This window comes from Ruminiclostridium hungatei, assembly GCF_002051585.1.
Taxonomy (GTDB): domain Bacteria; phylum Bacillota; class Clostridia; order Acetivibrionales; family DSM-1351; genus Ruminiclostridium; species Ruminiclostridium hungatei.
This window is the reverse complement of the sequence record NZ_MZGX01000001.1, coordinates 75,128-88,542: the sequence shown is the minus strand read 5'-3', so window position 1 is coordinate 88,542 and position 13,415 is coordinate 75,128. Positions and strand designations below refer to the sequence as shown.

The 13,415-nt window shown below is 42.7% G+C and carries 9 protein-coding genes; 2 read left to right on the top strand and 7 right to left on the bottom strand.

Going from position 1 to position 13,415, the window contains the following annotated elements:
* Positions 1-70 precede the first annotated feature (70 nt).
* Positions 71-1,315, bottom strand: a complete 1,245-nt coding sequence (locus tag CLHUN_RS00390) for a methyl-accepting chemotaxis protein (protein ID WP_080062585.1) — start codon at positions 1,313-1,315, stop codon at positions 71-73.
* Positions 1,316-1,574: 259 nt separating this feature from the next.
* Here CLHUN_RS00390 and CLHUN_RS00385 point away from each other — a divergent pair, with 259 nt between their 5' ends.
* Positions 1,575-2,129: a helix-turn-helix domain-containing protein gene (locus CLHUN_RS00385; protein WP_080062584.1), complete on the top strand. Its 555-nt coding sequence runs from the start codon at positions 1,575-1,577 to the stop codon at positions 2,127-2,129.
* Positions 2,130-2,147: 18 nt separating this feature from the next.
* Positions 2,148-3,809: an AMP-binding protein gene (locus CLHUN_RS00380; protein ID WP_080062583.1), complete on the top strand. Its 1,662-nt coding sequence runs from the start codon at positions 2,148-2,150 to the stop codon at positions 3,807-3,809.
* Between the two features lie 115 nt (positions 3,810-3,924).
* Here CLHUN_RS00380 and CLHUN_RS00375 read toward each other — a convergent pair whose 3' ends face one another.
* From CLHUN_RS00375 to CLHUN_RS00350, 6 genes are all read right to left on the bottom strand, one after another.
* The gene (locus CLHUN_RS00375; RefSeq protein WP_080062582.1) at positions 3,925-4,263 is read right to left on the bottom strand and encodes a hypothetical protein; all 339 of its coding nucleotides are present in this window, start codon (positions 4,261-4,263) and stop codon (positions 3,925-3,927) included.
* Positions 4,264-4,630: 367 nt separating this feature from the next.
* Positions 4,631-6,547, bottom strand: a complete 1,917-nt coding sequence (htpG, locus tag CLHUN_RS00370) for a molecular chaperone HtpG (protein ID WP_080062581.1) — start codon at positions 6,545-6,547, stop codon at positions 4,631-4,633.
* A gap of 103 nt (positions 6,548-6,650) precedes the next feature.
* Entirely contained in the window at positions 6,651-8,039 is a 1,389-nt protein-coding gene (locus tag CLHUN_RS00365) for a SpoVR family protein (RefSeq protein ID WP_080062580.1), read from the bottom strand.
* A gap of 81 nt (positions 8,040-8,120) precedes the next feature.
* The gene (gene yhbH, locus CLHUN_RS00360; protein WP_080062579.1) at positions 8,121-9,356 is read right to left on the bottom strand and encodes a sporulation protein YhbH; all 1,236 of its coding nucleotides are present in this window, start codon (positions 9,354-9,356) and stop codon (positions 8,121-8,123) included.
* Positions 9,357-9,416: 60 nt separating this feature from the next.
* Complete coding sequence (locus CLHUN_RS00355; protein ID WP_080062578.1) at positions 9,417-11,351, bottom strand: PrkA family serine protein kinase; 1,935 nt, start codon at positions 11,349-11,351, stop codon at positions 9,417-9,419.
* A gap of 323 nt (positions 11,352-11,674) precedes the next feature.
* A complete protein-coding gene (locus tag CLHUN_RS00350) occupies positions 11,675-13,411 on the bottom strand; it encodes a B12-binding domain-containing radical SAM protein (RefSeq protein WP_080062577.1) in 1,737 nt (578 codons plus the stop codon).
* Positions 13,412-13,415 lie beyond the last annotated feature (4 nt).

The following is a 13,415-nucleotide window of genomic DNA, read 5'->3' as shown; positions in this document are numbered from 1 at the left end:
CAGGCCCAGGTTTTAAATTCATTTTCATCTTACTTCACGAGTACCAATAAAATGCCTTCAAATCTGCAAACTAAAGTGTAAACTTTGAAACCTGGTCCTTGAGCTTGTTTGAAAATGTCAGACTGCTCCGTGTGGTATTCTCAACATTTCTGAACTGCTCCACAACCTCTGCGGTTTTAACGGTGATGGTCTCCACTCCGCTTGCACTTTCATTTACGCTTGAGGTAACCTGTTCAAGCGCACCCACGATATTGGAGACAGATTGGTTCATGGCTTTTGAGGATTCGTTGAATTCATTCATCATGGTGCTGAAGCGTACCGAATCCGAATAATACTGTTCACCTGTTTCCATAAGCTTCTTGTAATCGGAAAGCACATCCTGATCCACAAAGTCCAGCAGAACTCCTGCACTTTCAGTAAGGTCCCCCACCGACTCATTTACAGTCTTAACTATATTTCTTATGTCTCCGGCTGTTCTGGAGGATTGGTCCGCAAGCTTCCGTATCTCGTCGGCAACAACTGCAAAGCCCTTCCCTGCCTCGCCCGCTCTTGCGGCTTCGATAGCCGCGTTAAGAGAAAGCAGGTTAGTCTGCTCGGTAATCTGAAGTATTGCCTGGGCCAGCAATTCAATCTGAGAAACTGCCTTAGCAGCTTCCATGGCTGTTTTCAACTGCTGCTTTACGTTGTCATAGACATTGCTGGCATTCTCTGCTGACTTTACAGCACTCTCCTTTATTTCACTTGCCTTCTCACTTATCATGTTCGCAGAATGAGCGCCGTCCTCTGATTTTTGGTTTATGAGATCTACATTTCTCATTATTTCCTGTGTATCGAAATTTATCTGATGGGTGGTGGCGGCTGATTCCTGCATGGAAGCAGATATATGTTCTGTGGTTTCAAGAGTATCGTCTGCCTTGTCTCTCAACTCCTGAGCCATATTTTCAACCTTCTGGGAATTGTCCATTATGTTCTGGGAGGATTCCAGCATAAGATTCAGCATTTCTCTTAAAGAACCCCTCATGGTAGACAAATTTTTTGCAAGCAGCCCCATTTCATCTTTTCTGCCCTTGATCCTGTCATAGGTTTTGTCATGGGATAAATCAAAGTTTGCAGTCCGTTCTACCACTTTGAGAAGCACTTTAACCGGAATAGTCAGTGAAAATGTCAGCCAGGTGCCTACACCGATTACAAATACCGCCGACAGTATTCCCACAAGTAAGATTGGAAAATCCAGAAGCTCATGAGCTGAGATTCCGCCTCCCACAACTACTATGCACCCCACAACAATCATAATTATTTTCTTACTGATAGACATAGTCCTCCACTCCCCCGTATGTAACTTTATCTCTTATACTAACACAATATGTATAGGATATCCATACTCTCTTTATTGCTTTTTCGTTCCTCTTTCCCTCATTCTTTTAATGCTTTTTGATATTTTGTACACAAAAAGGACAACAGAGCAGAAAACATTAAAAATGTTAATTAAAAAGGTAGCTTACAATATATACATTGTTTAATAAAATATGCTATGTTTATAGAAAATAAATCGCTTATATTAGGAAGGTGATTAAATGTCTGAACAGATTAAGCTCATAGCCTCAAGAATAAAAGAACTGAGGGATATTTCGGCTATTTCTGTCAAAGATCTTGCAGCAGAGCTTCAGATTTCGGAAGAAGTATATCTTGAATATGAAAGCGGCAGCACTGATATTCCTGTCAGCTTTTTATACCAGATAGCAAACAGGTTTAATGTGGAACTTGCCGCCATTCTGACCGGTGACAATCCCAAACTCCATACCTATCAGGTTGTGAGAAAAGGCAAGGGTGCAAATGTCGAGAGAAGAGAGCACTACAAATATCAGAGTCTTGCAAACAACTTCATAGGCAAAAAAGCCGAGCCTTTTATTGTGACAGTGGCACCGGAGGCCGACAGCTTTCCTGTGCACTATAATTCGCATAAAGGCCAGGAATTCAATTATGTCATAGAAGGAACCTTGAAAATAATAATCAACGGCCACGAGCTTGTGCTCGAAGAAGGAGATTCCATATATTTCGATTCCTCTTCCAATCACGGTATGAAGGCTCTGGACGGAAAACAGGCTAAATTTCTGGCAATAATTCTTTAGCACTAGGGGGAAAAACAAATGTTAAACAAATACCTTTCTCGTGTGGACTACTCCTCCTATGAGGATTTCTACGAGAATTTTGAAATAAAGGTACCTGAGAATTTCAACTTCGCATATGACGTGGTTGACGAATACGCAAAGACAGCTCCTGACAAGGTTGCTCTGGTGTGGTGTGATGAAACAGGTGCAGAGGCCACTTTTACCTTTGCTCAGCTCAAGGAATACAGCGATAAGACCGCCAACTTCTTTAAATCTGCGGGGATAAAGCGCGGTGACCCGGTAATGCTGGTTTTAAAAAGACGTTATGAATTCTGGTTCTGCATACTCGCATTGCACAAGCTGGGTGCAATCACAATACCCGCCACCCATCTGCTTACCTCAAAGGACATAGTATACAGGGCAAATGCAGCCGATATCAAAATGATAGTTTCAGTTTCAGAGCCTGAAGTTGTAATGCATATTGAAGATGCCCTGGGCAAATCCCCCAGCATCAAGTACAAGGCTCTGGTGGGAGACAGCAAGGATGGCTGGCTGGACTTCTCCAGCGAAGTGGACAGGTCCTCAAATGTTTTTGAAAGGCCAACCGGCGATCAATCTTCACAAAACGCTGACATATCCCTGCTCTATTTCACCTCCGGTACTACGGGGATGCCTAAAATGGTTCAGCATGACTATGTCTATCCATTGGGGCATATTCTCACTGCCAGGTACTGGCAAAGTGTAACCGACGGAGGTCTGCATCTGACTGTGGCGGACACCGGCTGGGCCAAAGCGGTCTGGGGAAAGATTTACGGACAGTGGCTGGCCGGCAGCGCTGTATTTGTATATGACTACAATAAATTTGTTCCCAAGGAACTGCTTCAGGTCATTTCAAAGCACAAGGTTACTTCCTTTTGCGCACCGCCTACCATGTACAGATTTTTTATAAAAGAGGACCTTACAAAGTTTGATTTAAGCTGTCTCAAATATTGCGCAGTTGCAGGAGAACCTTTGAATCCCGAGGTCTACAACCAGTTCTACAAAGCAACCGGCATAAAGCTCATGGAGGGCTTCGGACAAACCGAACTGACAGTGACCCTGGCCACATATCCCTGGATGGAGCCAAAGCCCGGCTCAATGGGCAAACCATCTCCGGGTTACGATATCGATCTTCTGGATGATGAGGGCAATTCCGTTCAGGATGGTGAAGAAGGGCAGATAGTGGTCAGAACCGGCCGGAAAAAGCCCGCCGGAATGTTTGGCGGCTATTACAGGGATGCGGCTCTTACCCACAGTGTCTGGCATGGCGACATATATTTCACCGGTGACGTGGCCTGGCGTGATGAGGACGGCTATTACTGGTTCGTAGGAAGGTCCGACGATGTAATAAAAAGCTCCGGCTACAGAATCGGTCCTTTTGAAGTTGAAAGTGCACTGATTGAACATCCCGCGGTTATGGAATGTGCTATTACCGCTGTTCCTGATGAAGTCAGAGGACAGATAGTCAAGGCTACAGTAGTTCTTACCAAAAATTACACTCCCGGCGAGGAGCTTGTAAGGGAACTGCAGGACCATGTAAAAAGGGTTACCGCTCCCTATAAATATCCAAGAATAATAGAATTTGTAGATGAGCTGCCCAAGACTATCAGCGGTAAAATCAGACGTGTTGAGATAAGGCAGACCGATAAGGATAAAAATTAATCTTCTTAATGCCAGTTAGTTAAATTTATTATACAACCAAGCAAAGGCGGACTCTTCTGGGGTCCGCCTTTGCTCCTTTGTCTGCTTATATTCCGGCTTTAAGTCCCTGGTATTTCTAGCCCTTTGTGGGGTCGAATCTGAAGCCCATGGGTTTGAGCTTCTTTTCACCGGGAATAAGGACATATATGTCATCAATGTATTCCCACCTTACAAGAATGCTGGTAGACCTTTTCTCAGAGACCTGCTGTTCCTTGGGAATTTCCTTGCCGCCCTCATCCAGCAGTTTTGTAATAGTTCCGGTTCCCTCAAGCCATATACCTATTTCGTCAACATCTATCAGTTTTGCATAAATAATTTTTTCAATGTCATAGAAATAATTTAAAACCGCATTCTGTTCGGCCATTTTTCTTAAACTGAGGAAAATACTCTCTCCAATATAGCTATTTAAAAACATAAGTCAAGACTCCATATAATTTCAGCTATATTATTAAATGAAAAATCATATGTAAATGTTACAGCTTTTTGATATCCGGCAGAATATTTAAATAACCTGCCGGCAAGTTAACATGTGAAGAGAAGGCACAAAGCTCTCAATTGCTCCTCACTCAACGTTCTTAAGTCTGTCATGGCCAATTTTGACAGGACAGCATAAATTAAGGCCCTGTGTACTTTACAGGGCCGTGGAAAAGGGTTTTATAGGAGAAACATATTATGAAAAGTTCATGAATTAATAATAGTATAATTTTATTAACAAACCATATATAATTCATGAACTTTCTGTAAACAAGCTTATCTAAATAAGCTTGTACTAATAAGCTTATTTAAACCAGCTTCATCAATATCTCATTGCTTCTTTCTATGAATTTGGCCATGGCATCAGGTTCCAGCGGTTGATGGCTCATCATGGCCAAATCGTATATATGCTCACTGATAAGCTTGATTTCATCCTTCTTTGACTCATCAGCCTTCATGTCGGTCAGAGACTTCACAAGCCTGTTTGAAGAGTTCAGAACCAGCGTATGCTCCTTGGGGAACATATGGCTCATGTCCATTCCTCCGAACATTGCACTCATTTCCTGCATCCTTCTGGACTGTTCGGACAAAAGAATCATAGCAGGAACAGATTCGTTCTTTAAGGATTCCACCTGGATTTTCAGCTTATCATCACTAACTGCCGATTTAAACAGCTTTTCCAGATAGCCCGCATCCTCCTCGGCAATTCCTGTCTCTCCATTCTTCATTGTATCGGAAATGTCGGCATCAATTCTGTTGAAGTGAACCCCGGACATCTTACCCTCAAGCATCTGCATGAAGTGATTGTCAATCATTGTGGATAGTATTACCGCCTCCATGCCATTTTCATTGAACAATCTGATATACTGGGCCTGCTGCTTCTCGTTGGATACATAAAACACCTTGTTTTCATGCTTTTCCTTGTTGTTTTCAAGATAATCCTTCAAGGTTGTGTAGCCGCCCTTAGTTGATTTGAAAATCAGTATATCCTTTACCCTGTCATAAAATTTATCTTCTCTTATACAGCCGTATTTTACAAAAGGATTTATGTCATCCCAATACTTGTTGTAATTGTCACGTTCCTTCTCATAAAGTGACGTGAGCTTGTCCGCAACCTTCTTTGTAATATGGGAAGAAATCTTGTTTACATAACCGTCATTCTGCAGGAAGCTTCTGGATACATTCAGCGGAAGGTCCGGACAGTCGAGTACACCCTTCAGCAATAGCAGGAATTCAGGAATTACCTCCTTTATGTTGTCTGCAACGAATACCTGATTGTAATAAAGCTTGATCTGTCCCTCCATGGTTTCAAATTCATGCTTTAATTTCGGGAAGTATAATATTCCTTTCAGATTAAAAGGATAGTCCATGTTCAAGTGTATCCAGAACAAGGGCTCGTTAAAGTCGTGGAAAACCTTTGTGTAAAACTGCTTGTATTCCTCCTCGGTACAATCCTTGGGATTCTTAAGCCACAGCGGCTGTGTGTCATTCAGGGGCTCGGGCTTTTTGGGCTCTGGCTTTGCTCCTTCGATAGCTTCCTCTGTCCCCTCTGCGTTTTCTTCCGCCTTTTCTTCTGTCTTTTCAGGCTCTTTTGCAGAATCCTCAAGGTACAGTTCATAAGGCAAGAAAGAAAAATATTTCTCAAGGGTGGATCTCATTTTATATTCATCGGTAAACTCCACCCCATCCTCAGAAAGGTAAAGAGTAATTGTTGTACCTCTTTCGCTTCTGTCCGATTCAGTCATTTCAAATTCCGTGCCCCCCTGGCTGATCCACCTGACAGCCGCAGCTCCGGGCTGGTAGGACAAGGTGTCAATCTGCACCCTTTCTGAAACCATAAAGGCAGAATAAAAGCCCAGTCCGAAATGTCCTATGATCTGACCGTCATCAGACTTGTCCTTATATTTCTCAAGAAAATCCACTGCTCCTGAAAAAGCAATCTGATTAATATACTTTTTTACTTCCTCTTCGGTCATTCCAAGGCCATTGTCCATTACCTTTATGGTCTTTTCCTTCTTGTCCACAAGGACCTTGATCCCATATCTGTTATCCTCGGGCAGTTCAGCTTCCCCCATGGCATCCAGCTTCTTAAGCTTGCTTATTGCATCACTGGCATTTGACACCAGCTCTCTGATAAATATATCCTTTTCAGAATACAGCCACTTTTTTATAATAGGAAAAATGTTCTCGGTATTTATGGAAATACTTCCGCTTTCGTGTATCATATATAACCTCCAATTGAAAATATTTGACATTAATAATATAACTCTAATGCTTCAAACTTTCAAGTACTTTTTAGCACTCATTTAGTAAGAGTGCTAACAAAATTCAACCATATAGTGAAATCCTCTTCTGTTCATCACAGGAAATATTCTTTTTCTTGCCCTCAAGCTGGGTGATTAAAAGCAGCTTGCCATTCCACAGGTCTACCACATGTTTCAAGGTCTCATATGCATAGCTCAGTTCCAGTTCACGTCCGTCGTATTCATGTGCGAGCACAAGGGTATTTTCCTTCTGGTTCCACTCTTCAATGCGTATTGTAGGTATACTGCCGATACCAACCGTACTGCACAGAGTATCTCTTACTACCCTCCAGCCATCCTCATCCGACACTTCAGAAATCATATAGTCATTTCCTGCCGATACATACTCAAACAAATTCATCTCATTGCACAATTCCTCGGTCAGATACCTTCTGATAAAGGATTGATCCCGCTCATTCTCCCTTATTTCAAAGATTTTGTCAAAGCCATGTTTTTCACTGATGCTTTCAAAAATCTTAAAGCCTATATAATATGGATTTATACTGGATTTCAAAGGGCGTATGACTTCGTTGTGCCTCCTGAGAAACTCCACGTGCATGCTTTGAGGCAGTTCCAGACTGTTTAGTATGTTGTAATGCCAGAAGCTGGCCCAACCCTCGTTCATAATTTTTGTTTCTATCTGGGGTATAAAATAGCTTGCTTCCTCCCTTACTATTGCGATAATGTCCTTTTCCCAGTCCTGAAGCCTCCCATATTCTATTATGAACTTGAGTATGTCTTCCTGGGGATTTGGAGGAATTTTTACTTCCTGAAAACTGTTTTTATTGTCTCCCTGGTCAAGCCTCTGGGAATACCTCTCCAAATGAGGAAAATCCCTGTTGTTTTCAGTAAGGGCCGAAACCCCTTTCGCAGGCTTTTCGCTCCTGTTCTGGAAATCCACCACCCTTTCGGTCTGAAGCTTTACAGCATGCGCCGCATTAAGAATCCTTTCAACCCTGGCATAGCCTATGCTGGGGTCTGAAATATACTCCCTGATGCGGTTGGCATGATTCTTAAACATTTCTACCGTATACTCTGCCTTGGTTCCAAGCTTGAAAAGCCTGTTATTCTTAAAAAAATCATTGTGAGCATATACATGAGCGATTGTAAGCACCTGAAGCAGCAGTGAATTGTCTTTCATAAGATAGGCCAGACAGGGGTTTGAATTTATGACCATTTCATAGGGCAGACCTGTCAGGTTATATTTGTGCAGCGTTTTTATACGTTCATAGGATTTTCCGTAGCTCCAGTGTGGATAATGCGACGGCATACCCACGTAGGATTCATAGCCTATCATATCCTCATAATTTATGATTTCAAATTCCTGGTTATAATAGTCAAGACCATATTCCTTTGCTATACCTTCAATCCGTTCATTCCAATATTCCAGATCAGCAATACTAAAATCAGTCATAAGCCCCCCACTTTATCAAAACTTATAAGTCAATTGCCATCGGCAAAAAGGCGAAGATTTCTACCGTAATTGACTTTATGCTTAACCTGCTGTATTTTCGCCTTTCTCAAGCAGCTTTTTCAGGGCAGGCAGCACATCTTCCTTTTTATTGATGGTTATGGCAGCAAAATTCCTGCTGTCTATCCTGCTCTGAAGCTCGGATTTTATTGTGCTCCCCATACTGTAGTAGCCCGGAACTATTTCACCGTAGCCGAAAAGATTGCATACCTCGCACAATCTTATGGCACTGTCCACTGCTTTTTTATTGTCCTCAGACCAATTATCCCCGTCACTGCAATGAAAAGCATAAATGTTCCAGTTTGCAGGACTGTACCTTTCCGCAATTATTTCCAGTGCTTTTTCATAGCCGCTGCTGATATAGGTTCCTCCTGACTCGCCTCTGTGAAAGAACTCCTTCTCATTTACCTCCTTTGCAGTGGTGGTATGGGCAATAAACACCACCTCCACATTTGTATACTTGAGCTGCAGAAATTGATACAAAAGAAAGTAGAAACTTCTTGCAAGGTACTTCTTTGTCTGGTCCATTGATCCCGACACATCCATGATACATAAGACAACTGCATTATAGTCCTTTTTGTTTTCTTCCTTTATCCTGTAATACCTTAAGTCATCTTCAATAAAGGGAAACCTTTCCCTCCGGGCAGTTAATCCCGATACTTCATTGTTGGCTTCACTTTCCTCGTCACGGTTGACCTCACTGTCAACCGTATCCTGTTCTATTTCACTGCAGGCCCTTTTAGTTGCCTGCTTTCGCTTGATTTTTTCCACTACCGACCTCTTTTTAGCCAGTCTGGGAGGAATGCCCTTGTGCTGGTAGCCCAGCTTCCTGTAGCTTTTCTCCTCAAGCTGGGACAGTTGCTTTTTATCTATGTCAGGAAGATTTAAATCATCAAAGAGGTATTTTATAACCTCTTCGATGGTAATTTCAGTTTCATATATTTCTTCACCCTCCTGATTTCCCGCCTTTCCCTTTCCGTTACCGTTCTGGGATTCGCCGGAAAACTTATCCCCTCTTTTTTCGGTTCCGTCTCCGGAGCCCACGCCGGGTTTATTTTTTCCATATATAAATTGAAATTCCTTTATCCCTCTGATGGGAATTTTTATTTTTTTGTCCTTGCTCTTGCCAATGATGCTCTCTTCAGCAATTATATTCCCGAGATTTTTTTTTATGGATTCTTCAACCAGTTCTCTGTGCCTGCGGCGGTCCTCAGCCGATCTGTCCCTGCCGCCGCTGCTGTTTTCTCTGAATATAGCCATAACGCTTTAGCCTCCATATTATTTCGTATGCTAACCGCCTGAGACTGCAGGCTTTGCATATCAATCCTTCCACAGGTTGTTTGCAGCATACTTGAGTATTACATTGCAGCAATGGTCGCAATACCCGTTCCTTTTCATTTCTTCGACCATGGTATTATATTTTTGGGTTTGTTCCTTGTCTCTTACCTTTGCCTGGGTAATTATTCTGCTCAAATCTCTTACGGAGGTTGTGAGCTTCTTCTCAATGGCATCCTTCAGAGGCTCATAGCTGGTATAATCCAGGCTTCCACCGTTTCTCATAACAAAAAACATATAGGCCGTTACATCCGAGCGGAAGCCTTTTACCGCCGTATCGGATATGCCTATCTGCTCCTCGATGGACCTCATGAACTTCTCGTCCGGCTCCAGCTCCTCTCCGGTATTCTTATCCTTTATCTTGGTCTTGTTAACAAACGCTTCGGCATGGTCAAGATAATTGTTGAACAAGCTCTCGGCCTGTTCCCTGTACCCATGTATGAATGCTTTTGTCACCTCTTTTTCAAGAATCTTGTTGTACTCCTTTTTTACGGTATCGTATATAAGGCGCAGGTATCTTTCCTTTTCATCATCACCTATTCCAAGCTCCTTAACAGACTTGATCAAGGATTCCATCACTGCTATTGGATTTATGCAATTATTTTCCGACTCGGACAGGGTAGTATCCAGGGATTTCATTATGAATCTTGTGGATATTCCGGTCATGCCTTCCCGGGGTGCTTCTTCCCGCAACTCGAAAATATCAATTTTCCTGGTCATTCCCTTTTCAAGTATTTCTTCACCATTATAGATTTTCAGCTTGGTCATAGGGTCTACCTTGTTTGAAGGGCTCAATCTGGTAAGGATGGCAAACATGGATGCAATTTCTATGGTATGAGGAGCTATATGCGCCCTGAACTTGCTTTTGGACAGCATTTTTTCGTAAATCCTTATTTCTTCACTTAGTTCCAGGCAATAAGGCACCTCGATTCTGACTATTCTGTCCAATATTGCTTCGTTTGTGTGGTCCGACTTGAATTTGTTCCATTCCGCCTCATTTGAATGCGCCAGTATGACTCCGTCAAAATAAATCATGGCACCTTTGCCGGGAGCGGGTATGGATTTTTCCTGTGTAGCCGTTATCATGGTGTGCAGGTACTCGGTCTCGTTTTTAAAAACTTCAATAAATTCCACGATTCCCCGGTTGCCTACATTAAATGCACCGTTAAGTGACAGCACCCTGGGATCATCCTCCGGATAGAGGTCAATTTTTGATATGTCGACGCTTCCGGTCAGTATGGACGAATCCTGATTGTTTGGGTCCACAGGGGGCACAACTCCTATTCCCTTCCTGGAACGGATTGAAAAACCTACCGATTCAACCGGGAATCTTTCATACTCTCCTCCATATTCGTTCTTGAGCCGGTATCTGCAAACAGGGCATAAATCCCCTTCAATTTTAACATGCAGTGTTTCCTCGAACTCTTTTCTTAAATGCTTGGGGACAAGGTGCAAGGGTTCTTCTCTCATGGGGCAGCCCTTTAAGGCGTAAATAGGCGAAGCCATCTCAAGCGCTTTTTTCAGGGACTCCATAAGCGAGGACTTTCCGGCGCCTACAGGCCCCACCAGGTACAAAACCTGACGTGCCTCTTCTCCTGCCATTGCTGCCGAGTGGAAATATCTGACTATCTTCATTATAGTCTTATCAATACCGAAAAAATCCTCCTCGAAAAAAGCATATTTTTTAATAATGTCATTTCCGTAAATCCTCCGTAATCTTGGATTTTCATCGGTTTTGACAATTTCAGCCCCCTTTTTTACTATAAGGTCATATAATCTTTGATGAGCAAGAACAGCCACCTCTGGATTTGATTTTACCAACTGAAGATACTCAAGAAATGTGCTTTCAAAGTTTCTTTTAACCCTATCATCCCTATCCTTTTGAATCATTGCTTTGAAGTCAAACTCCGGTGTGGTCATCTGGAAACCTCCCTTTTTACCTGGTAGTTTTGAAGGAACAAACAGTTTTTTACTGTCATTATAATCAGTTGCTGAAAATATGTTCCTGATAAAATATCTCATTGTAAAATATATGTGAGGAATCAAAAAATATTATCAAATACGTACTTTTCATGCTGTAGAATTTATATGCTTAACAAAGTCCCGGAAGTCCTGCCGGAATAAATGCCAGCCGCGAAACCAAAGTCAATTACGGCTGAAATCCGAAGGTTTCAACCGTAATTGACTTTATAAAAAAACCCGGTTTCCCTCAGGGAAAACCAGGTGGATTTTTACACGCTGCTTCAAGGTATTAATTTCTTGAAAACCACACTTCTGAAGCTTTCACACACCGGGTCCTTTTGTGTGTAATCAAACAGCAGCAGTTGATGGGAACCGGTTATAAGGCCCAGGGACACAAAAAATACTTTTTTGAGGATATTTTTTGCGGGAAGGTCTGTCAAATGCGGAAGATGCTCTTTTACAAACTCCTTATTCCTGAGAAGCTCATGAACCCTTTCCGAGGGCAAAAGGTATTCCTCCGGACTTAACACCTCCGGTATGGAGCAGGAGCTGTCAGAGCTCAGGAAGTCAAAAACCATGTTTTGCCGGAATTCCTCAATATTAACTTTGTACTTTAACCCCTCCACCGCAAACTTGTACAAGACGGTTATATTTTCCCTGTAGGCTACCGGCCGGTTGAGATACCCGTTTTTCCTGCAGTAGGCCGACAACTGCCTGTACAGTTCAAATACATCTCCTTCGCAGCATTGTTCCAGGGTTCCCAGTGATTTTAAATATCTGCCTGAGTTAAAAAACCTTTCCAGGGTTTCTTCAACATCCTTTAAAACAAGTATCTCATCATATGAAATATAGCTGTTGCCCAAGATTTCATAAGGTGTATAGGCTCTGAAACTGTAGCCGTGCTTGTCCGCTTCCTCCCTTATTTTTGAACCCTTGAGCATTTTCAGAAAGCCCAACTGCAGTTGATGGGGCCTCATGGCATAAACCTCATTGAAGGAATTCCTGAAGGATGCCATGGACTCAAAGGGCAAGCCTGCAATAAGATCCAGATGTACATGGATGTTACCGTTTGCAAGGATTCTATACACATTTCTTTTCAGCCTTCTCAAGTCGGTAACCCGGCAAATTTCCTCAAGAGTTTCCGGGTTTGTGGTTTGAAGGCCTATTTCCAACTGTATTCTGCCCTTTGGAGCCCTGCTGAGCAATTCCAGCAATTCCTCGTCAAATAAATCCGCAGCCGCTTCAAAATGAAATATCGCAGGGCAGTCCAGATTAATTATGTGCATGAAGATTTCCTTAGCCCTGCTCCGGTTGCAGTTGAAGGTCCTGTCTACAAACTTTATCAATTTGGGGCTGTGCTCAAGGAGCCTTTCAAGCTCCTCCCTCACTCTCTGGAAGGAAAAATATCTCACCCCATTAAAGGTTGAGGATATGCAATAGGAACAGGAGAAGGGACAGCCTCTGGAGGACTCAAAATACACTATACGGTTTTGTGCTGCAGCCAATAAAGAGCTTGTATATGGAGATTTGAGCCTGTCCAATTCAGCTACCAGATTAAAGCCGGGCCTGAATACTATCTCCCCGTCCCCTTCACGGAAGGCTATTCCGTTGAGGGTTTTGTACTTATCCCCGCCATAGCTTATTGATTGGATTAATACGGGGAATATTTCCTCCCCCTCTCCGCACAGGACAAAATCCACAGCCTCATTTGCCTCAAGAATTTCTCCGGCATTGTATGAGACCTCCGGCCCTCCAAGAATCACCCTGCACCGGGGAAGCAGTTTTTTCAGCTCCCGTGTCAGAATGCCCACCAGTTCCATATTCCATATATAGCAGGAAAAAGCCAGTATATCAGGCTTTTCCAGAAAGATTTCCGATAAAATTGTATCCTTGCTGTCATTTATAGTAAATTCTCTGATTGTGCAGTCACAGGCCTCCCCCAGGTTTGCCTTCAAATACCAGACCGCAAGACAGGTGTGAATGAATTTTGAGTTTATACCTACTAGTAAGGTTTTCATTTCG

Excerpts from the sequence above, each read along its gene's own strand:
- CLHUN_RS00350 (WP_080062577.1), bottom strand. The coding sequence starts at position 13,411 with ATGAAAACCTTACTAGTAGGTATAAACTCAAAATTCATTCACACCTGT.
- yhbH (WP_080062579.1), bottom strand. The coding sequence starts at position 9,356 with ATGGCTATATTCAGAGAAAACAGCAGCGGCGGCAGGGACAGATCGGCT.
- CLHUN_RS00380 (WP_080062583.1), top strand. The coding sequence starts at position 2,148 with ATGTTAAACAAATACCTTTCTCGTGTGGACTACTCCTCCTATGAGGAT.
- CLHUN_RS00375 (WP_080062582.1), bottom strand. The coding sequence starts at position 4,263 with ATGTTTTTAAATAGCTATATTGGAGAGAGTATTTTCCTCAGTTTAAGA.
- CLHUN_RS00365 (WP_080062580.1), bottom strand. The coding sequence starts at position 8,039 with ATGACTGATTTTAGTATTGCTGATCTGGAATATTGGAATGAACGGATT.
- CLHUN_RS00390 (WP_080062585.1), bottom strand. The coding sequence starts at position 1,315 with ATGTCTATCAGTAAGAAAATAATTATGATTGTTGTGGGGTGCATAGTA.
- htpG (WP_080062581.1), bottom strand. The coding sequence starts at position 6,547 with ATGATACACGAAAGCGGAAGTATTTCCATAAATACCGAGAACATTTTT.
- CLHUN_RS00355 (WP_080062578.1), bottom strand. The coding sequence starts at position 11,351 with ATGACCACACCGGAGTTTGACTTCAAAGCAATGATTCAAAAGGATAGG.
- CLHUN_RS00385 (WP_080062584.1), top strand. The coding sequence starts at position 1,575 with ATGTCTGAACAGATTAAGCTCATAGCCTCAAGAATAAAAGAACTGAGG.